Source organism: Brevundimonas sp. FV1ye29L, from assembly GCF_058681095.1.
In genome coordinates this window covers 1,677,192-1,702,890 of record NZ_CM178730.1, presented here as the reverse complement: position 1 = coordinate 1,702,890, position 25,699 = coordinate 1,677,192, and the positions used below count along the sequence as shown (strand labels likewise).

23 protein-coding genes are annotated in these 25,699 nt (G+C 67.4%); 3 read left to right on the top strand and 20 right to left on the bottom strand.

Going from position 1 to position 25,699, the window contains the following annotated elements; translation table 11 throughout:
• Nucleotides 1-253: 253 nt before the first annotated feature.
• Nucleotides 254-1,426 carry a ferredoxin--NADP reductase gene (locus tag ACW17W_RS08345; RefSeq protein ID WP_492076455.1) on the bottom strand — a complete coding sequence of 391 codons (1,173 nt, stop codon included), beginning with the start codon at nt 1,424-1,426 and terminating at the stop codon, nt 254-256.
• Nucleotides 1,427-1,469: 43 nt separating this feature from the next.
• Nucleotides 1,470-1,838: an antibiotic biosynthesis monooxygenase family protein gene (locus tag ACW17W_RS08340; RefSeq protein ID WP_492076454.1), complete on the bottom strand. Its 369-nt coding sequence runs from the start codon at nt 1,836-1,838 to the stop codon at nt 1,470-1,472.
• A gap of 132 nt (nt 1,839-1,970) precedes the next feature.
• Here ACW17W_RS08340 and ACW17W_RS08335 point away from each other — a divergent pair, with 132 nt between their 5' ends.
• Together ACW17W_RS08335 and ACW17W_RS08330 are read left to right on the top strand one after the other, a co-directional pair.
• Nucleotides 1,971-2,411, top strand: coding sequence for a MarR family winged helix-turn-helix transcriptional regulator (locus ACW17W_RS08335; protein WP_492076453.1), 441 nt, complete (start codon nt 1,971-1,973; stop codon nt 2,409-2,411).
• On the top strand, nt 2,392-2,559 hold the full coding sequence (locus tag ACW17W_RS08330; RefSeq protein ID WP_492076452.1) for a cytochrome b/b6 domain-containing protein: 168 nt from the start codon (nt 2,392-2,394) through the stop codon (nt 2,557-2,559). Before ACW17W_RS08335 ends, ACW17W_RS08330 begins: the two co-directional genes overlap by 20 nt.
• Nucleotides 2,560-2,810: 251 nt before the next feature.
• Here the strand turns inward: ACW17W_RS08330 and ACW17W_RS08325 are convergent, their stop codons facing one another.
• From ACW17W_RS08325 to ACW17W_RS08300, 6 genes are all read right to left on the bottom strand, one after another.
• Nucleotides 2,811-5,807 carry a TonB-dependent receptor gene (locus tag ACW17W_RS08325; protein WP_492076451.1) on the bottom strand — a complete coding sequence of 999 codons (2,997 nt, stop codon included), beginning with the start codon at nt 5,805-5,807 and terminating at the stop codon, nt 2,811-2,813.
• A 71-nt stretch (nt 5,808-5,878) separates the two neighbouring features.
• Complete coding sequence (locus ACW17W_RS08320) at nt 5,879-6,886, bottom strand: FecR family protein (RefSeq protein ID WP_492076450.1); 1,008 nt, start codon at nt 6,884-6,886, stop codon at nt 5,879-5,881.
• 87 nt (nt 6,887-6,973) lie between these two features.
• Nucleotides 6,974-7,465 carry an RNA polymerase sigma factor gene (locus ACW17W_RS08315; protein ID WP_492076449.1) on the bottom strand — a complete coding sequence of 164 codons (492 nt, stop codon included), beginning with the start codon at nt 7,463-7,465 and terminating at the stop codon, nt 6,974-6,976.
• Nucleotides 7,466-7,734: 269 nt separating this feature from the next.
• Complete coding sequence (locus tag ACW17W_RS08310; protein ID WP_492076448.1) at nt 7,735-10,515, bottom strand: TonB-dependent receptor; 2,781 nt, start codon at nt 10,513-10,515, stop codon at nt 7,735-7,737.
• 133 nt (nt 10,516-10,648) lie between these two features.
• Nucleotides 10,649-12,484 (bottom strand): Ca2+-dependent phosphoinositide-specific phospholipase C, encoded by a 1,836-nt coding sequence (locus ACW17W_RS08305; protein WP_492076447.1) that lies wholly within the window; start codon nt 12,482-12,484, stop codon nt 10,649-10,651.
• Between the two features lie 183 nt (nt 12,485-12,667).
• Nucleotides 12,668-14,089 carry a helix-turn-helix domain-containing protein gene (locus ACW17W_RS08300; RefSeq protein WP_492076446.1) on the bottom strand — a complete coding sequence of 474 codons (1,422 nt, stop codon included), beginning with the start codon at nt 14,087-14,089 and terminating at the stop codon, nt 12,668-12,670.
• A gap of 151 nt (nt 14,090-14,240) precedes the next feature.
• On the opposite strand from ACW17W_RS08300, the gene ACW17W_RS08295 reads away from it, so the two are divergent.
• The gene (locus tag ACW17W_RS08295) at nt 14,241-15,842 is read left to right on the top strand and encodes an isocitrate lyase (protein ID WP_492076445.1); all 1,602 of its coding nucleotides are present in this window, start codon (nt 14,241-14,243) and stop codon (nt 15,840-15,842) included.
• Nucleotides 15,843-15,904: 62 nt separating this feature from the next.
• Here ACW17W_RS08295 and ACW17W_RS08290 read toward each other — a convergent pair whose 3' ends face one another.
• The 12 genes from ACW17W_RS08290 to nrdR all read right to left on the bottom strand — a co-directional run bounded on the left by ACW17W_RS08290 (nt 15,905) and on the right by nrdR (nt 25,694).
• Entirely contained in the window at nt 15,905-17,392 is a 1,488-nt protein-coding gene (locus ACW17W_RS08290; protein ID WP_492076444.1) for a putative bifunctional diguanylate cyclase/phosphodiesterase, read from the bottom strand.
• 252 nt (nt 17,393-17,644) lie between these two features.
• Nucleotides 17,645-17,779, bottom strand: a complete 135-nt coding sequence (locus ACW17W_RS08285) for a hypothetical protein (protein WP_492076443.1) — start codon at nt 17,777-17,779, stop codon at nt 17,645-17,647.
• A 141-nt stretch (nt 17,780-17,920) separates the two neighbouring features.
• Entirely contained in the window at nt 17,921-19,570 is a 1,650-nt protein-coding gene (gene pyrG / locus ACW17W_RS08280) for a CTP synthase (protein ID WP_492076442.1), read from the bottom strand.
• A 158-nt stretch (nt 19,571-19,728) separates the two neighbouring features.
• A complete protein-coding gene (secG, locus tag ACW17W_RS08275) occupies nt 19,729-20,151 on the bottom strand; it encodes a preprotein translocase subunit SecG (RefSeq protein WP_492076441.1) in 423 nt (140 codons plus the stop codon).
• A gap of 141 nt (nt 20,152-20,292) precedes the next feature.
• Nucleotides 20,293-20,727, bottom strand: coding sequence for a hypothetical protein (locus ACW17W_RS08270; protein WP_492076440.1), 435 nt, complete (start codon nt 20,725-20,727; stop codon nt 20,293-20,295).
• Between the two features lie 39 nt (nt 20,728-20,766).
• A complete protein-coding gene (thiL, locus tag ACW17W_RS08265; RefSeq protein WP_492076439.1) occupies nt 20,767-21,741 on the bottom strand; it encodes a thiamine-phosphate kinase in 975 nt (324 codons plus the stop codon).
• Nucleotides 21,742-21,765: 24 nt separating this feature from the next.
• Nucleotides 21,766-22,296, bottom strand: coding sequence for a transcription antitermination factor NusB (gene nusB / locus ACW17W_RS08260; protein ID WP_492076438.1), 531 nt, complete (start codon nt 22,294-22,296; stop codon nt 21,766-21,768).
• Nucleotides 22,293-22,784: a 6,7-dimethyl-8-ribityllumazine synthase gene (ribH, locus tag ACW17W_RS08255; protein ID WP_492076437.1), complete on the bottom strand. Its 492-nt coding sequence runs from the start codon at nt 22,782-22,784 to the stop codon at nt 22,293-22,295. The genes nusB and ribH overlap by 4 nt, the downstream gene beginning before the upstream one ends.
• Nucleotides 22,751-23,890, bottom strand: a complete 1,140-nt coding sequence (gene ribB, locus ACW17W_RS08250) for a 3,4-dihydroxy-2-butanone-4-phosphate synthase (protein ID WP_492076436.1) — start codon at nt 23,888-23,890, stop codon at nt 22,751-22,753. Before ribB ends, ribH begins: the two co-directional genes overlap by 34 nt.
• The gene (locus ACW17W_RS08245; protein ID WP_492076435.1) at nt 23,887-24,492 is read right to left on the bottom strand and encodes a riboflavin synthase; all 606 of its coding nucleotides are present in this window, start codon (nt 24,490-24,492) and stop codon (nt 23,887-23,889) included. Before ACW17W_RS08245 ends, ribB begins: the two co-directional genes overlap by 4 nt.
• A 70-nt stretch (nt 24,493-24,562) precedes the next feature.
• On the bottom strand, nt 24,563-25,204 hold the full coding sequence (locus tag ACW17W_RS08240; protein ID WP_492076434.1) for a RibD family protein: 642 nt from the start codon (nt 25,202-25,204) through the stop codon (nt 24,563-24,565).
• Between the two features lie 7 nt (nt 25,205-25,211).
• Entirely contained in the window at nt 25,212-25,694 is a 483-nt protein-coding gene (gene nrdR / locus ACW17W_RS08235) for a transcriptional regulator NrdR (protein ID WP_492076433.1), read from the bottom strand.
• Nucleotides 25,695-25,699 lie beyond the last annotated feature (5 nt).

Genomic DNA, 25,699 nt, shown 5'->3' with positions numbered 1-25,699 from the left:
CTATGGCGCGATATTTTGCGCGATACCGACGCAAACGGCGCCGATAGACGCATACGGCAGTCGACGACGCGGATGTATTCGGCGCGAACGGCAAGCTTGAGATCGCTGAACATGACCTCGCGGGGTTATACCGCGCGCGAGGAACTCTTGCGTCGCGCGCCACCGCGCGCTCGATCGCGTGGGCGCAACGATGGCTATCCCAGCCATGCCGGCTCCACGCTTCGACCGGACGAGAACCGGCACATTGGGGACCTCAGTATCCGGTAAACATCTCCGCACGAATGTTCCCGGACCTGACGCCAGCCTCCAGCAGCAAGGCTTCCATAGCTGCGGCCATCGGAGGTGGGCCGGCAAGGTAGAACACCGGCTTGGTGATAGCACCGACATGCCGTTCGATCATCTCACGGGTGATATAGCCACGTTCGCCCTGCCAGTCGGCCGCATCGGACATCGTCGCCACCAGCTTTAACCGGGGATTGTCGCTCGCAAGCTGCTCCAGTTCGGACAGGAATGCGGCATCCTCCGCACTTCGGTTGCTGTAGATGAGCGTGACATCGCGGTTCAGCCCACGTCCAACCGCATCGACGATCATGCTGCGGAAGAGCGTGATGCCGATGCCGCCTGCAAGGAACACCACCGGTGTGGTGTCATCATCAAGCGTCAGGTCGCCGTACGGGCCCTCGATCTCGACAGGTGATCCGGCAGGCAGGGCCGCAAGGGCACGCTTGAAGGCAGTATCGGTCATGCGCGTTGAGATCAGCAGTTCCGGTTCCTGCGGCGCGCTGGCGAGCGAGAAGGTACGGACCCGGCCCTTGCTGTCAGTGTCCTTCTGGCCGGGCAGCGTCACATAAACGGCCTGGCCGGCGGTGAAGGAAAAACCCTCGGGCTTTTCTAGGCGGAAGGCGACGGTGCCGCGCGCGATCTCTTCCTTGCCGGCAAGGGTCGTCTTGTAGGTCGGGGCGGGCCGAAGAAAGCTTCCGCGCCGCCATTGCGTGAGCTTCATGCCATCGCGCATGCCGAGACCGAGAAGCGTGAGGTTGGTCGCGCCGGCGATTAGTTCGACGGCCTGCACCACATAGAAGACCGCATCAAACTCTCCCGCGCGCGCCTTGGAAGCGAGGAACAGCGCCGCCGGGATCAGGATTAGCAGACCGTTCGCGGCAAGGAAGGGCATGCGCTTCAGCTTCGCGCCGACCAGTCCCGTGCGCTGTCCGTGCGACAGGAAGAACCCTGAGCCGCCCACCGCAGCGAGTGCCGGTACGAGCAGCAGGAAGCCCCAGGGGAGCGTAGTCTTCACCGCGACCACGGCTGCCTCTGACAGGAACAGTTCGGAGATGACGGTCGAGAGCCAGAAGGTCGCGATCGTCAGGAGGGCGATCAGGCCGGCAACGGGATGGATGATCCTTGGCATGGTGGTTTCTTTCACCGGAAGATAATCCGGACGTCTGGTGTGAGGCGGCGTCCGTCGATCACGCAGTGCAGATGCCGGTGACGCCGACCTTCTGAAACAGGTGCGGGCTGGCGATGGCCGAGGACGGGTAGGCTGCGAGCTTGGCGTTGAACTCGGGATGGGTGAACGCCGAGCGGAACGCTTCGGTCGAGTCCCACACCGCATAGTTTAGGTAGGTCGGGCTTTCGCCGATGGCGCGATGGAGTTGCGTCGAGATGAAGCCAGGCTGGCGCTTCATAAACTCCGCGTCGTCCTTCCACACATCAAGGAACTGCTCTTCATCGGCTGCATCGAGCGTGAAGAGGTTGATGAGCACCACCGGCGCGGCGTCGATCGCCAGTTGGCGCTCGATGGAGAACTTCTCGTCCATGGGCTTCATGAGAGACATGTCTCGCTCCTATGCGTTGTGTGCATAATGTCACTTCGATAAGATCGGAACATATGTAAATGACATCATGATGTCAATATAGATAGATGGTGACGAATGAGTGAAGCGACCCGAAACAAAAAAGGCGAGGCCTTGACCGACCTGATCCTGACCATGTTCAGGGCGAACAACCTGACCCTGCTCTGGGGCGACAGGCTTGTCGCACCCTTTGGGTTAACCAGTGCCCGCTGGCAGGTTCTTGGCGCGATCGTCCTGTCGGAACGACCGCAGCCGGCGGCCTGGATCGCCCGCGATCTCGGCGCCAATCGGCAGAACGTCCAGCGCATCGTCAACGATATGCATCAAGACGGGATAGTGGTGTTCGAGCCCAACCCGCACCACAAAAGGGCGCATCTCGTCGTGCTGACCGACAAGGGGCGCCGCGCTTACGACGCCGCGATCAACGCCTACAACCCTAGCGTCGATGCGCTGGCCGAGGGCCTCTCGGTTGAAGACATCAAAACAGCGCATCGCGTCGTGGCGACGCTGCGAAACAGACTCGAAGGAGAGTTGGATGCTGAAAAGCAACCCTAGCCGCTATGGTGCGGCGCCCGTCACGATCCACTGGCTGACCGCAATACTGATCCTGATCGCTCTGCTCCTCGCCCATGTGTGTGCTGCGCTCTCTCACCACCTCATTCGCCACGACGGGTTGCTGTGGCGCATGTGGTACGGGCGCTGATCGTCGAGATTATCCGAACAAGTGCCGGAGAATGTTCCAGACCCGCTTTTTCTGTGTCTGGACCGGAAGCTACTGGCCTCTGATGCCAGCGCCAGCCATTTACAAAGCACCCGAAACGCGCAGACAACCTGCGCCGGTTAGCGCTGGTCACCCGCCATACGGCGTTAGAGGGCTATAGCGTAGACGTAGTACTCATCTTCGTCGGGCGCGGCCCGCCAGGCGACGGCGGCCATCGGCCTGGCGATGCGGCCTCAGAAGCCCCAGCGGAGCCCGAGGGCCAGGGACCGGCCGACGCGGCCCAGCTGCAGCAGCCGGTCCGGCGAGCCCTCATAGGCGACATCGACCGTGTCGGTCAGGTTTGAGGCCGACAGGATCAACTGGGCGCGCGAGGACAGGTCGAGGGTGGCCTGGGCGTCCAGATAGCCGGCCGGGGCGACGGTGAAGGCCGAGACGCCCCCACCCTGCATGTCCGCTTCCGAGCGGAAGGCGGACCGCCACGACCAGGACAGATGCACCGCCAGCGGTCCCCTCTCGAAGAAGGGATTGATCGACCCGGCAAGGTCCGACACCCCGGTCAGGGGCTCGCCGTCAGGCCGGGTGCGGCTGTCGGTCAGGGTGGCGCTGGCCCAGACGCCGAAGCCGCCGGGAAGGCGGCGGTGCAGGCCGATCTCAAGGCCGGTCACCTCGGCCCGCCCGGCATTGCGCGGCCGGGACATCTGGATCTCCGCCCGGACAGGCGGGCCGGCAAGGGTCTCGAAGGTCAGATTTTCGGGCGCCTCGACCGCGCGGACAAAGTCGTCGATCCGCTTGTGAAAGACCGCAAGGCTGAGCGCGCCCCGCCGGCCGGTCCATTCCCACGAGAGGTCGATATTGCTGGAGACATAGGGTTTCAGCTTCGGGTTGCCGCCGACGCCGGTGAAGATACTGCCGGGCGAGGGGGCGTCGATCTCGGCCTGACCGCGCAGATAGATCGACGAGACCAGGGTGCTGGCCGGGACCGTGGCGGCGCGGAGATCGGCGAGCGAGGGCCGGGTCAGTGTTCTGGACAGGGCCAGACGCAACATGCGGCCCGTGTCGAGGTCAACGGACAGGTTGAGGCTCGGCAACAGGGCGGCGCGGTCGCCGACATAGGTCACCGGCTCCACCCCCGCCCGGCCGTCGGCGCCCACCGAAAGAACCGCTCCCTCGACGTCCGTGCGCGTGCCGACGGCCCGCAACCCGAAATTGCCGAACACCGGCGCCGCGCCGATCGCGCCGTCGAAGTCGAAACGGACCCAGGCGGCGACGACCCGTTCGCCGACCCGGTAGGAATTCTGGAGGTCGGCGCCCGTCGGCGTCAGGTCATCGGGCCGCACGACCACCCCGTCCGCCTCGCCCGGCAGATCGTAGGCCTGGAGAAACCGGTCGATATCGGCGACGGCCCAGGGCCCCGGGCCGGTGCGGATCACCGCCCGGAACACGTCGCGCGGGGTCCGCAGGGCGTAGAAGTCGGCCGAGACCGTCTCCCCGGGACGCAGGACGGCCTCCCGGTCCCGGCGCTGGTAGTCGCGGCTCCGGTCGCTGGCCTGGACCCCGATCCGGACGGACGACAGGCGCAGACCGTCCGCCCCCCGGGTCATGACCCTCCAGTCCATCGCCCGCCGGCCATCGATCAGGGCGGTCAGGTCGTCGTCGACCGAGCGAATGGCCCGCACCCCGAGGCGTCTGGCGGTCAGGCTCCCCGGATCGAGGAGGTCGAAGGCCGTGGTCAGGGTCGCGGCGCGGCGTTCCGCCACGGCGTTCGCGACGTCGAAGGCGTAGGCCATCCCGTCAGGCGATCGAGCCGATATCCGCTCCAGCGGGGTGTCCAGTTCCGAACGGGCGCGGGAGGCGCTGACCCGGGGCTGGATGCGCCAGTCGCCCAGGCGGATCGCCGCCCCGGCCGACAACACCACATTCAGATGGTCCTGATCGGAGACCTCGGTGTTGTTGTCGATCTGCCCGGCCGCGACGGAGCCGCCGGTGATGACGCCATTCTTGATCTGGACCCGGCTGCCGGGCGCCGTCAGGCGTTCGCCGAGACCGAACACCAGACGGTCCTCGCGGATGGCGTTGTCGAAGGTGGAGACCAGAAGGTCGAGGTCCAGACCGACGGCGTCGCCCAGACGGGCGTCGGCCCCGAGAAAGGCGCTGCGCCGGAGCCGGTCCTCCTGTTCCAGGGTCGTGCGCACATCATTGGGCGCCGGGACGGTCCGGCCGTTGACGACAAGGTCGCGATATCGCTGGATCTGGAACCGGTCATAGACGACCGACCGGGCTTCCTCGGACAGTCCCCCCACCACCCCCCAGTCGCCGGAGGGCGACACATGGCGGGCGGCAATCGAGGTCTCGGGCCGGAAACGACCCGTCCGGGCCTCGCCGGTCGCGCCCAGCCGGACGCTGACAAAGGGATCTCCATCGAGCCCGCCGATGGTCTCGATATCGATGTTGGATCCGATGCCGCCCTCGATCAGGTCGGGGCTCGAGGACTTGGTCAGCCGCGCCCCGGCCAGCAGGTCGGGCGACAGGGCGCGAAAGCGGAATTGGCGTCCGCTCTGGGTGGAGTTGCGGATGTTCTCGTTGAAGGCGACCGGGGCGCCATTCAGGGTCACCGACTGGAACAGGGGACCCAGGCCGCGGATGCTGACGAACTGTCCCTCCCCCACCTCCCGCTCGATGGCCACGCCGGGCGTGCGCTGCAGGGCCTCGGCCAGGTTGGCGGCGGGCAGGTCGCCCAGGCGTTCGGCGGTGATGCTGTCGGAGATGACATCGGCTTCGCGCTTGCGGCGCAGGGAGGTCTCGATCTGTTGCGACAGGCGGCCGGTGACCATGACCGGCTCGACCTCGGTGGCCTCCATCAATGACGGCGCGGCGGGCGCCGGTGCGGCGCGTGGAGACGGACGCGACTCGACCCAGATGCGCACCCCGCGTTCGCCGATGAAGCGATGGCGCAGACGGGTGCCTTCCAGCATCCGCTCCAGGGCGGTGCGCCAGGTCATCCGGCCCCGGACCGCGCGGGTAGGCTGTCCCGCCGGCCCGACCAGGGCCAGTTCGCAGCCGGCTTCGAGACAGAGCTGGACCAGCGCCTCTGCGGCCGGGCGGGCGGGTATGTCGAACGTCTGCTGGCGCGTCTGGGCCGCCGCCGGCGCAGCCAGGGCGACGAGCAGGGCCGCCATCGCCACGACATCGCGCCGGATGCTGGCGGGCGGCGATGACGCTGACGGCTTCACGCGGCGGTCATCTTTCAGGCGACAGGAAGACGACGCCCTAGCGCCTCGCCATGACAGCTCTGCGATAGGCCCTATTCGACACGCACCTGCACGCCGCCCTGTGGCCGCGGCTCCACAGTGATGGGCAGGAGACGATCCATCCGTCCGACCAGGTCGCCCTCCCCCTCCAGCGGCAGAACTGTGGTGACGCGGGTCTGCGCCAGACGGGGGTCGTCGAGCACAAGCGGCTGGGTCGCATACCGGCTCGCCGCCTTCAGAACCTCGGACAGGGGGGCGTCGCGAAACACCAGCCGGCGCTGGCGCCAGGCGGTTGCGGCCTCGACATCGATCCGGTCCAGACGCTCGCCGCGCCTGCCGGTCTGGAAGCGGGCCCGCTCGCCCGGCTGGAGGCGGACAGCGCCGTCCAGGGCGCCGCGGCGACTGACATCGCGGCGGCCGATCGCCACCCGCCCCTCGAGAAGGGAGACCACGGCGCCGTCCGGCTGCAGGGCGGTCTCGAACCGGGTGCCGGTGACGATCACCCGCCGGTCGGCCACGGAGACCTGGAACGGCCGGTCCGCATCATGGGCCACGTCAAAGAAGGCGGCGCCCTCAACCAGGGTCACCCGACGGGCTTCATCCGTCAGGGCGACCTCAATCGCCGATCCGGCGTCGAGGGTGACGTGCGAACCGTCCGCCAGGGCGATGTCGGTGATCCGGCCCGGCTCACTGCGGAACAGGCGGGGCTCCGGCGCCGACGTCAGCCATGGCAAGCCGACAAGGGCGACGATCGCCACGCCTGCGGCGACCAGACCGCCGGCCGCCAGCAGACGGCGGGACGCGCCGGCGCGCGGGATGTGAGGAGAGTGACCCTGGCGCAGACGGACGAGGTCGGGTTCGAAGGCGCCCCGCAGCCCTTCCAGGGCCGCCCGGTCCGCCATGGCCGCCTGATACTGACGCAGATGGTCCTCGTCTTCCTCCAGCCAGGCGAGGAAGGCGGACTGATCGCGCGCGCCGACCCGGACCCGGCCCATGCGGACGAGCCAGTCTTCGGCCGAACGGGGCCGACGGTCGAACAGGGCGAGCAGGGTCTGCATCATCGACGAACGTATCTCTCGGGCGGCGCGCACGTCCACCGACGCCACAGCAGGGCTTCATCCCACACAACGATCCCGCGGCCTGACACCTCAGTCCTCTCGTGATTTTTTCAGTTGACGGAGGGCTTCTGCGACATGTTTCTCCACCATACTGACCGAAACCCCGATGCGGTCTGCGATCTGTCGATAGGTCAGATCCTCAAACCGGTGCAGCAGGAACACGTCTCGGGTCCCGGGCGGCAAACGGCGGATCACCGCCGCCGCCGCCGCCAGATTCTGACGTGAAATGAGGCGTTCGTCGGCGGGCCGTTCGTCGCTGACCGGCGCGTCCGGGCCGCCCTCAAGGGAGTCGAGGTCGTCGGTGGGACGGCGCGCCGCAGCCTTCCAGCGATCGGTCTGCAGATTGCGCGCGATGACGAACAGCAGCGGCCTCGCATCCGGCGCATGAAGGTCATGGCCGGCGCGGTGGAACCGGACGAAGGCGTCATGGATGACATCCTCCGCGTCGTCGACCGACGCCCCCTTGCGCTGCAGATAGGCGATGAGGTCGCGGCGCAGGGCGCCCACAAGGGGATCAGCCACCACGGCGGGTCGCCCCCATGGCGCAGGCGAGAGGACGCTGCCTCCGCCGGAGGCAGCGTCCCTGCGAGCCGGGCGTCCGGGGCTCAGGCGCCTGCTCGCGGTACGGGATCAAAGCCGGGGCCATCTGTGCTGCGGGTCAGTCCGGGGCGTCCTTGCCGCCTGGCGCGACGTTCCTGCCATGATCGGTGACGATGACGGTTTCGTATCAGGCGCTCCGGGGACGACGACCGGCAGGGCCGTCGTCGCCTCCGGAGCGGGTGCTTTGCGGATCAGAACTCCATCCGCAGCCCGAAGTTGACACGGCGGCCGGACCGCTCGTCCATGGTCGGGAAGGACGGATCCATGGTGTAGCCGGTGGTCGCCTCGTCCGTGACGTTGATCCCCTCCAGATTCAGCTGGATGCGGTCGTTCAGGTTGTAGCTGACCGACACATCGGTCTGGCCGTAGCCGTCACGCCAGATCGGATACATTTCATAGCCGATGGCTTCGACGTATTTGTCCTTGAAGTTGTAGGAGGCGCGGGCCTGGAACCGGTCGTTCTCGTAGAAGAGGGTGACGTTGTAGGTGTTGTCGGCCAGACCGACCGGCGGCATGGCGATGCCCAGTTTGGTCGTCGTCGACAGCGAGCTGTCGAGGACGGTGTAGTTGGCGTTGATGCCGAAGCCTTCCAGCGGGGCATAGAACTGGCCGAACGGCACGACGGCAACCAGTTCGACGCCGCTGACCTCATAGGAGCCGGCCTCGTTGACCGGCTGATAGACGTCGAAGGTGTAGACGCCGTCGATGGTGCCGTTGGCGTTGTATTTGGTGACATTCGGCACCGTGCCCGTCAGGGCCTGGCGGACCACGCCCTCGATCTCCTTCCAGAAATAGGAGACCGCGAGCAGGCCGCCGTCACCCAGATACTGTTCCAGACCCAGTTCCCACTGTTTGGCGAAGGTCGGCTTCAGGCCGGGGTTGCCGTCGGTGAAGCGGAACGAATTGAAGCTGGCGGTGCGCTTGTAGGCCAGGTCGGTCAGGGCCGGACGGATCAGGGTCTCCGACGCCGCCGCACGGAAGATCAGGCTGTCGGTCAGCTCGGCGGTGATGTTGAGGCTGGGCAGGACCTTGTCATAGCTGCCGTCGCTGGACACCGGGTCGGGCGTATAGCCGGTCGAACCGTTCGGGTTCTGGATCTGGTGATAGCCGGACGAGGTGATCGAGGTGTCGACATAGCGGACGCCGCCGTTGACGGCCACCGGCGCCGGGCCGATGTCGAAATTCAGGTCCGCCATGGCGTAGATCGACAGGACGTCTTCCGAAACCTGGTAGTAGTCGCCGACATTGAACGGGGTGACGAAGCCGTCGTAGCGGAAGGTGCGGCGGGCGTATTCGTTGGACACCTGGCTCCAGGTCAGGTCGCGGATGCTGTAGGCGCCGCCGGGCACCAGATCGGCGATCGGGGTCAGTTCGCTCTGCGACATCGGGCGATTGAGATAGTCGACCCGGCCGGGGCCCGTGCCCTGGATGTTCAGGGAGCCGTACTGGCGCTCCTTGGACTTGTCGGTATAGCGGGCGCCGATCTGGATGCTGGTCAGGGCGGGGAAGACGGGCAGCTCCAGATATTTGGTGAAGTCCACCTGGGCGGCGTATTTGTCGTCGGAGATATGTTCCAGCGAGGTCTCATAGCCCTCGAACAGATAGCGCGACGGCGAGTTGTACATGTCGATCGAGGCCGGATTGGCGCTGCGGATCGTCTCGCCCCCGGACTCGGTCCAGCGCGTCCGCGACGGCGCATAGGCCGTGTGCTTCAGGTTGGCGTAGTCCAGCGTCTTCTCGGCGCCGGAATAGCCCGCGAGGGCATGCAGCTTCCAGCTGTCGCCGCTCCAGTTCAGCTCGGTCCCGAACTGCTGGTAGTCCGTCTCGTTGATCCGCTCCTTGCTGAGCATCTCATGCTGGGTGGCGGTGTAGGAGACGTCGCGCAGCACCACCATGCCGTAGTCGGCCAGGGTGGTCTTGTCGAACTCGTGGATGGTTTCCAAGGTCGAGCGGCTGGAGGCCGAATAGGCCGCCGCGTCATACTCGTCCTCGGTGGTTTCGTACCGGCCGATCAGGGCGTCGAAGGCCAGGCTGAAGCGCGACGACGGACGGTATTGCAGCGACAGGGCGCCGCCCCACTGGTCCTGGGTGTTCAGATAGGCGCGGTCGCCGACCTTGTCCTGGAAGATGATGCGGTCGGTTTCGGCGGTATTGGCGCGGTTCTGGACGACCACGCCGGCGTCACGGGCCAGGACCGCAGCCGCCTGTGTCCCCCGGGCGCCGGTCGAGTTCGCCAGGAATCGGGTCATCGGGCGGAAGTTGATGCCCGAGTTGGAGTCGGTGCGGTTGGTCCGGCGCGCGGTCGAAACCGACACCAGGGCGCCGAAGTCGCCCCAGGTGTCGCTGGCCAGGAAGGAGACCTTGGGATCGACTTCTTCCGAAATGGAGTTGTAGGCGCCCTCGACGGAACCGACGACGCGACGGCCGGCGTAGTCGAACGGGCGGGCCGTCGAGATATTGACCGTGCCGGCGATGCCGCCCTCCTCATCCGCGGCGCGCGGCGACTTCTGCACCGTGACCTGCTGGATGATTTCGGAGGCGAAGATGTCGAACTCGACGTCACGACCGCCGCTGCCCGAGGCGGTGGCCAGCTGGTTGATGGTGACGAAGGTGAACTCGCCAGGCAGGCCGCGAACGCTGACCCGGCCGCCCAGGCCGCGGTTGCGTTCGATGGTCACCCCGGGAATGCGCTGCAGCGCCTCGGCCAGGTTCTGTTCGGGGAAGTTGGCGACGTCCGTGGCGACGATCGAGTCCGAAAAGCCGACATTCTCGCGCTTGATATCGACGGCCTGTTCCAGGCTGCGCTGATAGGTGCCGGTGACGACGATCTCGTCCAGCTCGGTCGTGTCCGGGGTCGCGTCCTGCGCCATCACGCCGGTGGCGCCGACCAGGCTGATGGCGGCGCAGCCGCTCATGAGCAGGGCGGTCCGACGGGCGCGGCCGAGGCCGCCGTGTCTGTTGAATCCGTTCACCTTGTATCTCCGCTGGGTCGATGTTGACGTCGGCGGCCGCCCGCGAATGTGTCGCGGGATCAGCGCCCCCTGTCGCGGTCAACGACCCGGCGTGACGGTCCCTCAGCGTATGACAGCGGTTTTCATTCAATCTTCACGGCGTTGTCGCGTTCGGCCCCGCCGGGGCCGTGACGCCGGCCCGGGCCAGCGCCGCCTGGACCTCGGCCCGGGCGGCCTCCATGTCACGACGGAAAATCTCCGAGCGCTGTTCGGCGCCATAGATGACGGCCCCGGACAGGATGCCCGCCTCGGCGGCGCTGTAGCTGTGCGCGCCGCAGATATAGCGGCTCTCGGCGAACTCACGTCCCCTTGCATACAGTCGGTCGGCGCGCCGGGGCGCCAGTTCGGCCAGGACCATGGCGACATGCATGCCGTGCGCCGAATGGCCCGAGGGGTAGTCGGGATTGCCGGCCAGATGATCGCTCTTCGGCTCACAGATCGGAAGATCCGACCCGATATAGGGGCGCCGCGTCGCCCAGTGGGTCTTGGCCGTCCCGACCACAGACCGGTCATTGCCGGACCGGTGCAGGATGGCGGTCAGGATCGGCGCGGCGTCCCCGGTCAGGCGGACGCCCAGGGCCTCGGCGAAATGGTCGTACATGGAGCCCGTGACGTCGTCGGTCGCCAGGGTCCATCGGGCCGTGCCCTGCAAGGCGCGGGTTTCGCGAAAGACCTCCGCATCGGCGCGGGCGCGCGCCGAGCCGGGCTCCGGCGGCGGCGCGAGCACCAGGGTCAGGTCCGGCCGGTCCTGCGCCTCCAGATAGCCCCGCACCGGCGCGCCGGCGGTCCCCTCGATCGCCAGAAGGTCGCAACGATCCGCAGTGCGCACCGCATTGCAGATCGCCGCCGATCCGCCCGGCAGACGGACCTGATAGGCGGGGAAGCGCGGATCGGCCCAGATATAGTCGGTCGACACATACTGGGCGCCGCTGGCGAAGGCGGCGCTGCGGCGGGTTACATCGCCGGCGCGGGCCTCCATGGTGTCGGCGTCGGCCCGGGTGCGGACGATGAAGCCGTCACGGACCGCCTTGCGGATACGATCCTGTTCGGCGACCGGGTCATTGAGCGTCAGATAGGCGGCGGCGGGACTGGCCTCGTCGGTATTGACGAACATGGCCCGCCCCTGCAACGAGGGACGGCCCGCGCTGTAGGCCGCGACCTTTTCCGGCCCCTCGTCCAGGGCGAAGAAGACCCGTCCCCTGCCCTGGCCCAGGCTCGGCCAGCCGCCCGCCAGAACGCCCTCGCGCAGGGTGGCGTGACGCCCGCGCACCTCGTCAGGCGTGATCAGCCGGCCGTCGTCGAAGACCGAGCGGACCTCTGCGTCCAGGGCATCCCAGGCGTCCGCATCGAGGTCCAGCAGCGTCGCCCCGCCCGGCAGGGAGGGGCTGCCCGTCTTGGCGTTGAGCATGATCAGGATGGGCGCGTGGTCGGGATGGACCTCCGACCAGCCCCGGATCTGGTTGAGGCAGGCCACGAAGGTCAGGCAGGAACTGCGAAAGTCCACGTCCGGCATATGCAATGTCTTGAATCCGGGGCGCGACATGGTCGCGACGAAGGCCGGCGACATCGACGCCCCGCCGCCCAGGGCCGACAGGGGTCGGGCGAAACGCCCGCCCTCGGGGTCGTACAGGACATCGATCTCGATCTGGCGGACGCCGGCGTCCAGCTGTTCCGCCAGTGGCCGGTGCGCATAGTCCAGGCCGATGGCTTCCGGATTATAGGCCGTCATCACCGCCAACTCCTCGGCGGGGATGGGCAGTTTGTAGCTGTTGTGAGTGCCGACAGCGGTCAGGTCGTTGATCCTGAGGGTCGTATCCATCCATTCCCGCGCGCAGTCGTCGCCGACGATGCGAACCTCCGCCGCCGCGCCCAGGGCGGCGGGATCGCACGCCGCCGGGGCCAGTGTCAGGCTCAGGATCAGGGAAAACATGCCGTCGGCTCCGTGGTGGGTCCGCCGTGTCTAGCGGCCAAGCGCGACAGTCCCTCGACGAACGCCGCGCCTTCTCACGACAACGATCCAGGGCGCGGGGTCCTCAACCGGATCGGCGCGGGCGCCGTCACGCCGCTATCGGACGGTTCAATGTCGCCAGGGCGCGGCCGGCGCCTGGCCGGCTCAGCCGTCGGAGAAGCCGAATGGCGCGCCGGGCCGGCGAATGTCGTCAGCCAGGATCTGACGGCCGATGGGCGGGGCGGACCGGGCGGTGCATTCGGTGCGGTGGCACAGGCGACAGGTGACGCCGATCGGGGTGGCGCTGTCCGGGCCGGCCATGCCCTGTCCCGCCTGACCCTGTGTATAGATCAGCCGGTCGGCGTGTTCGGCGGCGCAGCCCAGGGCGATGGCCCGCTCCACCCGAGGCGCGCCATGGGCGCCGCCGCCGGCCGTCACCGTCCGGGCGATGGAAAAGAACCGCTGGCCGTCCGGCAGCTCCAGCCACTGGGTGACGATCTCGCGCGGGGTGCGAAAGGCGGTGTGCACCGTCCACAGCGGACAGCCGCCGCCATGCCGGGCGAAGGAGAATCCCGCCCCGTCCAGCCGTTTGGACACATTGCCCGCCGGATCGACCCGAATGAAGAAGAAGGGCACCCGCTCCTGCCCCGGCTTCTGCAGGGTGGTCAGGCGGTGGGCGGTCTGTTCGAAACTGGTTCCGAACTGCCGCGCCAGACTCTCCACGTCGTACCGGCGTGTCTCGGCGGCGCGGGCGAAGGCGCTGTAGGGCATGATCATCGCCGCCGCTGCATAGCTGGCCAGGGCCCGGCGGGTCAGGCGTTCGCCGCTTTCGGTGGCGAAGACGCCATCGGCCATCGCCGCCTCGATTTCGGGCTTCATGTCCAGCCAGGCGGTCTGGATGGCCAGCTGAAACTGCTGGCCGGCGGCGTCCAGCGCATCGTCCAGCAGGATTTCGCGTCGGTGCAGGTCATAGCGGCGGATCGAGCCGACCATGACGTCCGACGGCATGCGGCGGGTTCTCAGTCCATGCCGCGCCGCCAGCCAGCCGATCAGCCCCCCCGCCTCCGCCACCGAACGCGCGAGGATTTCAGCAGAGTCGTCCAGGGCGGGGAAGCTGTTGCGACGGGCGGCGAGGAAACGCCGCGACTCGGCCACAGGGTCGGATGTCTCTCCCGCCTCGGACGAATGGGCCTCGGCGCTGCGGTCGGCGAGGGCCAGATGCTCCTGCTGATAGGCGGTGTAGAGCCGCAACAGGGCCTCGGTGATGCCCGGGAAATTGGTGGTCAGGTCGGCGTTCTCGAGCGGCGGCAGGTCGATGTCGGCGAACATCGGATCCTTCAGCGCCGTCTGCAGCCGCGCGGCGATATCGCTGGAGGCGTCGCCCGCCAGGGTCGCCATATCCAGCTTGTAGGTCTGGGCCAGCCTGAGCAGCATCTCGGCGCTCAGCGGCCGGTGATTGCGCTCCAGCAGGGCCACATAGGAGGCCGAGACCTCCAGATCCGAGGCCATATCGGCCTGGGTCAGGCCCAGATCACGACGCAGCCGGCGCAGGCTGGGGCCGACGTAGAGACGGCGCGGAACGGGCATGGGACGTTTCTCGACACTAGGACTGTCCAGTCATTACATCATTACAGAAATATCTTGTAAAGTTTGACACCTTCACTGCGAACCGCCTCCACAGCCCGGTGAGACCGCGATACGTCGCCTGTATCTTCCCTGCTTCTTCAGGACGCGTTCGATGTCGTACCAAGATCATATCGCCCAGGTCGGTTCGCTGATCTCCTCAAAGTCCGGCAGCTGGGACGGCATCAGCGCCGAGGCCGTGGCGCGGATGCGGCTCCAGAACCGCTTCCGGACCGGGCTCGACATCGCCCGCTATACCGCCGCCATCATGCGCCGCGACATGGCCGCCTATGACGCAGACCCGTCGCAGTACACCCAGTCCCTGGGCTGCTGGCACGGCTTCATCGGCCAGCAGAAGATGATCGCCATCAAGAAGCATTTCGGCTCGACCCAGCGGCGGTATCTGTACCTGTCCGGCTGGATGATCGCGGCCCTGCGCAGCGAGTTCGGCCCCCTGCCCGACCAGTCGATGCATGAGAAGACCTCGGTCCCGGCCCTGATCGAGGAACTGTACACCTTCCTGCGCCAGGCCGACGCCCGTGAACTGGGCGGCCTGTACCGCGATATCGACGCGGCCCGCGCCGCCGGCGATCAGGTCAGGGAGCGTCAGTTGCAGGACGCGGTCGACACCTATCAGACCCATGTCGTGCCGATCATCGCCGACATCGACGCCGGCTTCGGCAATGCCGAGGCCACCTATCTGCTGGCGAAGAAGATGATCGAGGCCGGCGCCTGCGCGCTGCAGATCGAGAACCAGGTCTCGGACGAGAAACAGTGCGGCCACCAGGACGGGAAGGTCACGGTGCCGCACGAGGACTTCCTGGCCAAGGTCCGGGCCTGCCGCTACGCCTTCCTGGAGCTGGGCGTCGAGGACGGGATCATCGTCACCCGCACCGACAGCCTGGGCGCCGGCCTGACCAAACAGATCGCCGTCTCAAACGAACCCGGCGACCTGGGCGACCAGTACAACTCGTTCCTCGACTGCGAGGAGATCGACCCGGCCACCGCCCGCAACGGCGACGTTATCCTGAACCGCGACGGCAAGCTGCTGCGGCCGAAACGCCTGCCCTCCAACCTGTTCCAGTTCCGCGCCGGAACCGGCGAGGACCGCTGCGTTCTGGACAGCATCACCAGCCTCCAGAACGGCGCCGACCTGCTGTGGATCGAGACCGAGAAGCCGCACGTGGAACAGATCGCCGGCATGATGGACCGCATCCGCGCCGTCGTTCCGAACGCCAAACTGGTCTATAACAACTCGCCGTCCTTCAACTGGACCCTGAACTTCCGCCAGCAGGTGTTCGACGCCTGGGCCGCCGAGGGCAAGGACGTCTCGGCCTATGACCGGGCAAGGCTGATGAGCGTCGACTACGACGGTACGGCCCTGGCCGACGAGGCCGACGAACGCATCCGCACCTTCCAGGCCGACGGCGCGAAGCGGGCGGGCATCTTCCACCACCTGATCACCCTGCCGACCTATCACACGGCCGCCCTGTCCACGGACAACCTGGCGCGGGAGTATTTCGGCGAGGCGGGCATGCTGGGCTACGTCAAGAACGTCCAGCGCGAGGAGATCCGTCAGGGCATCGCCTGTGTGAAGCACCAGAACATGTCCGGCTCGGACATCGGCGACGATCACAAGGAGTATTTCGCCGGCGAGGCAGCCCTGAAGGCGGGCGGGGCGCACAATACGATGAACCAGTTCGGCGAGGCCGCCTGACGGTCAAACGCCCCGGACCTTCCGGTCCGGGGCGGCCCTGTCGCCGTCGGCGGGATCCGTGATCAGGCTGCGTTGCGCATCACCGGGGTCGCCACCGCCTCGTCGATCGTTTCCGCCGACGCCGGCTTCCCGACGAAATACCCCTGGGCCAGTTTGCAGCCCTCGCCGCGCAGCATTCGCAACTGGGTGCCGTTCTCGACCCCTTCGGCCAGAACCTTGACGCCCAGGGCCTCGGACAGATCGGTGATGGCCTTGATGATGGCGGCGGCGTCCGGACGGACGCCCAGATTGACGACGAAGGACCGGTCGATCTTGATCTTGTCCACCTCGAACTGGCTCAGATAGCCGAGACTGGAATAGCCGGTGCCGAAGTCGTCGAGGGCGATCGAGAAGCCCAGGCTGCGCAGGGCCTCCAGGCTGGAGGTCACGACCGGATCCGCGTCCAGAAGCACGCCTTCGGTGATTTCGAGTTCAAAATTCGACGGCTTCACCGCGTGATGCTCAAGCAGCCGCTCCACCGCCGGCACGAATTCCCTTGATCTTAGCTGGATCGGCGAAACATTGACCGCGACCTTGAGGCCGTTCCAGCGTTTGGAGTCCCTGAAGGCGGCGCCGAGCGCAAAGAGACCCAGGGCCTCGCCCAGACCGGCGCCCTCTCCGATCGGAATGAAGACCGAAGGCGGGACTTCCCCACGCGTCTCACTGGACCAGCGCATCAGGGCCTCGACCCCGACCAGATCGCCGCGCTCATTGACCTGGGGTTGGTAGACCATGCGCAGCGTCCCGTCGACGAGCGCGGCGCGGAGTTCGCGGGCCAGTTCCAGCCTCAGTTTGCTGGACCGGTCGAACTCCGGCTCGAAGAAGGCGATCGACCCCCGGGCATTCCGGGCCGCCGAGAGCGCAAGCCGGGCCTGACGGATCGCTTCATGAGGGTCGGCGCAGGCAGAGTCGGGGAAACTCACCCCGACCGCGCTGCCGATAATGACGGTTCCGGCCGGGGTGGCGACCGGCATGTCCATCAGGCGGTTAAGCTGGCCGCTCAGAACAGCCAGTTTGGCGCGCGTCAGGGAATCGACGGCCACCACGAACACATCCTCGCCGATGCGGGCGACCCGGTCGATGTCGTCGAACACGCCCTGGAGCCGCGTCGCGATCTCGACCAGCACGGCGTCGCCGCAGTCGTGGCCCAGATTGTCGTAGATCTCCTGCAGGCGGGTCAGACCGACGCAGATGATGGCCCCGTAGGTGGGGTCCTCGCCGGCCGCCAGGGCGCGACGCCGCTGTTCCTCCAACAGGCTCGCCACGCCCGCCAGGTTGGGCAGGCCGGTAACCAGGTCATGGGCGAGAAGATACCGTGACCGGGCCGCCGAGGTCCCGGCCAGATGGACCGACTTCCGCCACTGACGCAGCAGGATCAGGGTCCCGGCGACCAGCCCGGCCAGAACTGCAGGGAGCACCTTGTCCGCGTGCGGCACGCCAATAGCGAGCGTAAACAGCGTCATGACGCTGCCGGCCATGGCGACCACCGCAGCGAGGGCCATCACGTCCATGCGACCCTGTGATCCGGCGCTGGCCGGCCCGGCCGTTCCAATGAGTTGGGCGCATTTGGTAGACATACAGACTCTGGCCTCAAACGACGCGCAACCCTAGCCTGTGCTCTGTGGACAAAGCCTTACCGGGAACCCGATTCCGGTTTCGACCTCTGGCTATATCGCCAGGTCGTCGAGGCAATGTCGCCGCCGGTCTGTACCTGCGATGCGCCATCGCCGCTTCCAGCGCGAGCCACGCCCGCGCTGGCCGTATCAGCCAAAGACCATCCGGGCGATATCCGCCACGAGGTTCACAGCCCCGAACAGGATGCCGCCAATCAGGACGATGATGAGCGGAACTGCAACGCGAACATGCCGATGCAGAAAATACACCAAATCACCGACCATCCTGCACGCCCGATATCTATTCAGGACCTGCCATGCGACCCCGGTTCCAGATAACATCATATCATGGAATCGGCGATTTCCGGGCCGCCGGTTCTGGGGTCATGGGGCGAAAGACCGCAGGTCGCGCCCAGGGACCGCCCCCTAGACCAGCCGGCTCTGGACGAGGGCGGCGCCGATAAAGCTGGCGAACAGGGGGTGGGGGGCAAACGGCCGGCTCTTCAACTCCGGATGGTACTGGACCCCGATGAACCAGGGGTGGTCCGCGCGCTCCACCGTTTCGGGCAGGATGCCGTCCGGCGACAGGCCCGCGAATATCAGGCCGCTGGCCTCGATGGCCTCACGGTAGTTGATATTGACCTCATAGCGGTGCCGGTGGCGCTCGCTGATGGCGGTCGTTCCATAGATGTCCGCAATGCGGGATCCGGCCTTCAGGGTTGAGTCGTACGCGCCGAGACGCATCGTGCCGCCCAGGTCGCCGCCCTGCTGGCGCAGGACCCTCTGGTTGCCCTGCGTCCATTCGGTCATCAGGCCGACGACCGGCTCGTCCGTGGGTCCGAATTCCGTCGAGGAGGCCCTGGCATAGCCGGCCTGGTTTCGGGCGGCCTCGATGACGGCCATCTGCATGCCGAAACAGATGCCGAAATAGGGGATGTTGCGTTCACGGGCGAAGCGGGCCGCTTCTATCTTGCCCTCGGCGCCGCGCTCGCCGAAGCCCCCGGGCACCAGCACCGCATGGGCCGATTGCAGTCGCGCCTCGCAGGCGTCGCGGTCCCCCTCGAAGGTGTCGGCCTCGACCCAGTCGATATTGACCTTGACGTTGTTGGCGACGCCGCCGTGATGCAGGGCCTCGATCAGGGATTTGTAGGCGTCCTTCAGCACCGTGTATTTTCCGACCACGGCGACGGTCACCTCTCCGTCGGGATACAGGCGGCGACGGGCGATCTCCTCCCACCGCGACAGATCGGGCTCCGGGGCGTCGTCGATGCCGAAATGGGCCAGAACCTCGGCGTCCAGCCCCTCGCGGTGATAGTCCAGGGGCACGGCGTAGATGTCGTCGGAATCCATAGCCTGGATGACGCCCGTCGGCCGCACATTGCAGAACAGGCCGATCTTGCGCTTTTCCTCCGCCGGAATCGGCTGTTCGCAGCGGCACAGCAGGATGTCCGGCTGGATGCCGATGGAGCGCAGTTCCTTGACCGAGTGCTGGGTCGGTTTGGTCTTCATCTCGCCGGCGGTCTTGATGAACGGCAGCAGCGTCAGATGCACGAAGCAGGAACTGCGGCGCGGCAGGTCCTGACCCAGTTGGCGGATCGCCTCGAAGAACGGCAGGCCCTCGATGTCGCCAACCGTTCCGCCGATCTCCACCAGAACGAAGTCCACGTCATGGCCGGCGTCGTCGAGCGCAGGCGTGAGGCAGAAGGATTTGATCTGGTCGGTGACGTGGGGAATGACCTGGACCGTGGCGCCCAGATAGTCGCCGCGCCGCTCCTTCTCCAGGATGGTCGAATAGATGCGGCCGGTGGTGACATTGTCGGACCGGGCCGCCGAGACGCCGGTGAACCGCTCATAGTGGCCGAGGTCGAGATCGGTTTCCGCCCCGTCATCGGTGACGAAGACCTCGCCGTGCTGATAGGGGCTCATCGTGCCCGGATCGACGTTCAGATAGGGGTCCAGCTTTCTGAGACGGACCGTATAGCCCCGCGCCTGCAGCAGGGCGCCGAGCGCGGCCGAGGCCAGACCTTTACCGAGCGAGGAGACCACGCCGCCGGTGATGAACACATAACGAGGCATGGGAAGTCACCCTAGCGCCGATTCGGCCGGACGCATGCCGGTCTTCGACGTCTCACTTGTTGATAACGAAAAATGCGCTCCGCCATCGACCGGCGAGGGCCGGAAAGCGGGGACCTTGAGGGCGGGAGCGGCGGCGGAGCGACCCTCCCCCGCCATTCCTATTGCTGCGGCGCGGGCGAGGACGCGCCCGACGTCGGGGCGCCGGCGGTCGGCAGGCTGGCCTCCAGATCTTCAAGCGACGGGGCGGCGGGCTGGGCCGGGGCCGCTTCAGCCGGGGCCTGTTGCGCCGGCGTCGGGGCCGAGTCGACCGCGATCGAACCGACCGAATCGGCGTCGATGATCGAGGCGTTGTTGCGCTCCATATTGCCGACGATGGTCAGCAGCACGGCGCAGAGGCCGAAGGCGCCGCCCAGCCACCAGGTCAGGGTGGTCAGCAGGTTTCCGGCGCCGCGCGCGGTCATGAAGCCCGACGGTCCGCCGCCCATGCCGAGCGCGCCCCCCTCGGACTTCTGGAGCAGCACGATCCCCGTGAGGGCGATCGAGATGAGGATCATGACGACGAGGAGAATGGTCTGGAGCATGGCGGCTTACATGTGGGCGGGCAGGTCCGCCGATCAAGCGGCGGGCTCTAACATTGATGCGCCGTTGCGGCAACGCCGCACCGTCCGGTAAGGCCGGAGCCCGGGATCCGGGGACTGCCCCCGGTCCGACCCGCCGGATGATCAGATGGCCGGCGCCCCGACCCGCCGACGCGGCGTCTGGCTGACGATCTCGCATCGCGCCACGACGCCCGGACCGGACACGACTGCGCCTATGGCGACCATGGCCCCGGCGATTCCCGCCTCGCTGAGCCGGTTCCAGTCTCCCGCCACCGCGAGAGACGTGCGATGAGCGGCGCGGACAAGGGCGTCGCGGTAATAGGCCTCCTTGGCCCGGACCGGCTCAACCGGCTTTCCGGGATGCAGATGCAGTCTCAGCGCCACAAACACATAGTTCTTCACCCGGCCGTCCACGAGGACCGGCAAGGCCACGCCCGTGATATTGGCCGACGCGGCCTCGGCCGGGGCTGCGGTCTCTGCCGAGCTGGCGCGGGCCGCCGAAGCTGCGGCGGCGAGGCCTGCGGCGCCCGCGGCGGTGATAAGCTGTCTGCGATCCATGCGGACACTATCGCCGCATTCACTTAGCAATTCGTTGTTTCAGTCGTGGGTCCAGCCGCTTCTCGCCACCGGCACGAGGTTGCCGCCATGGCGCACCTCAACGCCGGAGCCGGCGGTCACCTCGCCGACGACCGTCAGGCGGACATGCCGCTGATCCGCCCGTCGCCGCAAAAGGTCCTCATCCCCGGCCCGGGCGGTGAAGGCGATCTCATAGTCGTCTCCGCCGGTGGCCAGTTGCAGCCGCGCGTCCTGTAGATCCACGCGCCCGTCGATCCAGGCCTGGCCCGCCAGGGACACAGGGATCCGTTCCAGGTCCAGCACGATGCGAACCGCGCTGGCCGCCGCGACATGACCCAGGTCCGCGATCAGCCCGTCCGATACGTCCAGGGAGGCGGTGGCCATGTCGCGGATGATGTCGCCGAACGCCAGTTGCGGCGTCGGGCGGCGATAGTGCTCCAGCAGTGCCGAGAGCCGTTCGGGCTCAAGCCACAGTCCGCCCCGCGCCGCCTGGAGGCCCAGAAGGCCGTCGCCGATACGGCCGGTCACAAACACCCGGTCGCCCGGCCGGGCGCCGTTCCGCCCGACCGTCGTCCCCCTTGGCGCCCAGCCCATGAGGGTGGCCGAAAAGACGGCCGGGCCGCTGGTGGAGACGGTGTCGCCGCCAAGAAGCATGACGCCGAAAGCCGACTGATCACGCGCCAGCCCCAGGACGAAGGCCTCGCGTTCGGTCCAGCCGCAGCGGGCCGACCAGGCGCAGGCCAGAAGATAGCCGAAGGGTTCCGCCCCCTTGGCCGCCAGATCCGACAGGTTCACCCGCAGCAGCTTCTGCGCCACCGTGTCCAGCGGGTCATCCGGCAGGAAATGCACGCCCTCGACCAGGGCGTCCTTGGTAAGCACCAGATCATGCCCGGGGCGGGAGGGCAGGACAGCGACATCGTCCATCAGCCCCCTGCCCCATTCAGGGTGGGCCAGGGGCGCCAGCAGCTCACGGATGGTCTGGAACTCGCCGGTCACCGGCGCCGCCCGAAAGACGGAGGATCAGGCGTCGGAGCGGACATCGCGGGCCACGCCGTCCAGCGCGGCATTGACGAACCGGGCCTCGGCGTCGTCGAAGAAGGCCTTGGCCAGTTCGACATATTCATTCAGCACCACCTCGCGCGGGGCGTCAGGCTTGAACGCCAGCTCCCACGCTCCGGAACGCAGCAGCGCCCGCAAGGTCGCATCCAGCCGTTCCAGCCGCCAGTTGGAGGCCAGCCGTTTCGTGATCATGGCGTCGATGGCGCGCTGGTCGCCGACCACGCCGCGGACAACGTCGGCGAACCAGTCCTCATCGGCCTCGGCGAGCGGCACGCCCTCGATGTCGGTGTCGAACCGGTGGTTGGCGAATTCGGTGATGACCGTCTCCACCCCCTCGCCGGCCAGCTCCATCTGGTACAGGGCCTGAACCGCCGCCAGACGCGCCACGGTGCGGGCGCGGCGCTGTCGGCTGTTCAGATGCGGTTCGGCGCGAGCTTTTTCAGCCTCGGCCAGTTGTTCGAGTACGGACTTGAGGCTGGCGGGTTCGGTCATCCGCCGAGCCCGTGCCGCAAGCGCTTGCGCAATGCAATCAAATCCAGACAGGCGCGCGCCGCGCCCCCGCCCTTGTCGCCCTCTCCCAGACGCGCCCGGGCCCAGGCCTGGTCCTCGTCCTCGGTGGTCAGGATGCCGTTGCCAATGGCCAGGCCCTTGAGGCCGAGCTGGCGCAGACCGGCCGCCGACTGATCCGAGACGATCTCGAAATGATAGGTCTCGCCGCGGATGATGCAGCCCAGGGCGACGAAGCCGTCATAGCGGGGCGCCGTCGGGTATTTTCCGGCCTCGTCGGCCATGGCGATGGCGGTGGGGACCTCCAGCGCGCCGGGGACGGTGACCACGTCGAAGGCCACGTCCCGCGCGCGCAGGGCGTCCTTCGCCCCTTCCAGCAGGGCGTCGGCCAGGTCGTCATAGAAGCGCGCCTCGACGATGAGGACGCGGAGAGGATTGCTCAGGATCGGTCTTCTCCATCCATGTCGCGCCATCCGACGATGCGCAGGCCATAGCCGTCAAGCGCCGTCGGCTCGGGCCGGGTCGAACTCATCACGATCATGTCGCGCACCCCGAGATCCAGCAGGATCTGGGCGCCGACGCCATAGGCCTTGATCGCCCGGTCCGGCGATTTCGGCCGGTCGGGCCCTGCCAGCCGTTCGGCCAGACCCTGCAGGGCCGGATCGCGCAACAGGACCACCACGCCCGGGCCGTCGGTCCGGCTGATCGCCGCCAGGGCCGAGGGAATATAGGACTGGCGCTCAACCACATGGCCCAGAAGGTCGGCGGCGAAATCCACCTGGTGCATACGCACCAGCGTCGGCCTGCCCGGCTCGATGTCGCCGTGAACAAGGGCGATATGCTCGGAACCCTCGATGACATTGCGATACAGGATCATCCGGAACGGGCCGCCGTGGACGCTCTCGAAGGGCGTATCCAGCACGCGCTCGACATGGCGTTCGGTCCGGCGGCGATAGGCGATCAGGTCGGCGATCGTGCCGATCTTGAGCCCATGCAGCTGGGAGAAGGCGATCAGGTCCGGCAACCGGGCCATGGTGCCGTCCTCGTTCATGACCTCGCAGATCACGCCCGCCGGCGTCAGCCCGGCCATGCGGCTGATGTCCACGGCGGCCTCGGTGTGGCCGGTGCGGACCAGGACCCCGCCGTCGCGCGCCACCAGGGGGAAGACGTGCCCGGGCGAGACGATGTCGTCGGCGCCCTTGTTCGGATCGACGGCGGCCTGGACCGTACGCGCGCGGTCTGCGGCGGAAATCCCTGTGGTCACCCCTTCGCGCGCCTCGATCGAAACAGTGAAGGCCGTGCCCATACTGGTGCGGTTTTCCACCGCCATCGGCGGCAGGCGCAGTTGCCGTGCCCGGTCGGCCGTGATGGCCAGGCAGATCAGGCCGCGCGCGTGGCGGGCCATGAAGTTGATCTGGTCCGGCGTGGCGAACTGGGCCGGGATGATGACGTCGCCTTCGTTCTCCCGATCCTCGGCGTCGACGAGGATATAGGGTTTGCCGTTACGGGCGTCCTCGAGGATGTCCTCGATGGGGCTGATCGGGCTGTCATTCATGGGGCTGGCCGCAAGCTGCATCATGCCGTCTCCTGCCACCGCGCGAGGTACCGCGCCAGCATATCGATCTCGAGATTGACCGCATCGCCGGGTTTCAGGGCGCCGAGCGTCGTCGCCTCCCAGGTGTGCGGAATGATATTCAGGTCGAACCGGCGACCGTCGACGGCATTCACCGTCAGGGACACGCCGTCGACCGTGATCGAGCCCTTGGCCGCGATATAGCGGTGCAGCGGCTCGGGCGCCTCGACCACGATCCGGTGCGACCCGCCGACCGGCTCGATCGAGGCCACCCGGCCCAGACCGTCGACGTGGCCCGAAACGACATGGCCGCCCATCTCGTCGCCCAGTCTTGCGGCCCGCTCCAGATTGACGCGATGCCCTGCGGCCCAGTCGCCCAGGGTGGTCCTGTCGAGGGTCTCGCCCGAGACCTCGACCGCGAACCAGCCGCCGCCGCCAGAAGCAGCGGCCTTCTCCACGACGGTCAGGCAGCAGCCCGCATGGCTGATCGATGCGCCCAGATCGATGCCGGACACATCCCAGGCCGTCTCGATCTCATAGCGTCGGTCGCGCGCCGTCTGGTCGACCCGCCGGACGCGGCCGATGTCGGTGATGATGCCGGTGAACACTAGCCCGCAACCCGGGGCAAAATTGGCCCGAAAGGCGGACACCGGTTTTCGGACAGGACAGCGGACAGCATCAGGAGAGCCTCTCGTAGCGTTCCCACAGATCGTCACCCAGAGGCTCGACCGCAAGACGTCTGAACTTCGGCGCATTGGCCAGTCGCGCCAGCGCCAGATTGGCCACGCCGGGCCGCCCGTCGCCCCCCAGCAGCATCGGCGCCCGGAACCATTCGATGGCGTCCACCACCCCGGCCGTGACGAAGGCCGCCGCCACCCGGCCGCCGCCCTCGACCATCAGTTCGCGCACGCCGCGTTCGGTCAGTAGATCCAGCACCGCGCCGACGGAGGGACGGTTCATCGGGTCGCCCGCGACCTGAACCACCTCGGCCTCGCCGATCGGCTTCGGCTCCCGCGTCGTCAGGATCAGGGTCCCCCCGACCGCCAGGCGGGCGAACGGCGGGGTCCGCATCCGGCTGTCCAGCACGATGCGCAAGGGGTCCGGCCCGGTCTCGCCTTCCGGCAGACGGGCGGTCAGCCGGGGATCGTCGGCCAGCACCGTCTCGACCCCCACCAGCACGGCGTCGCTGGCCGCGCGCAACCGGTGGCCCTGGATCCTGGCCTCGGGGCCGGTGATCCACTGGCTTTCGCCGGTCGAGGTGCCGATCCGCCCGTCCAGGGAGGTGGCGATCTTCAGGGTGATGCGGGGTCGGGTCATCATGGCGGGGTCAGTCGTGCCCGCCCGCATCGGCCGCACCGTCATCCAGCCCCTCGGCGCCGAGGAAACGGGCGAAGTCACCGGTGTGGCGGAAGTCCTTGTAGACCGAGGCGTAGCGGACATAGGCCACCTCATCGACGCCCTTCAGCGCCTTCATGATGAAGTCGCCGACAACGCTGGAGGCGATCTCCGTCTCGCCGAGGCTCTCCAGCTGGCGGACGATCCGGCTGACCAGTTGTTCGACCTGATCCGGCTGCACCGGGCGTTTGCGCAGGGCGATGCCCAGCGACCGCTCCAGCTTGTCGCGATCGAAAGGCGTGCGCCGTCCGTTGCGTTTCAGGATGACCAGTTCGCGCAGTTGCACCCGCTCGAAGGTGGTGAAACGCCCGCTGCACTGCGGGCATGACCGACGGCGACGGATGGCCGAGCCGTCATCGGACGGCCGGCTGTCCTTCACCTGGGTGTCGGCATGACCGCAAAAGGGACATTTCATCCGTG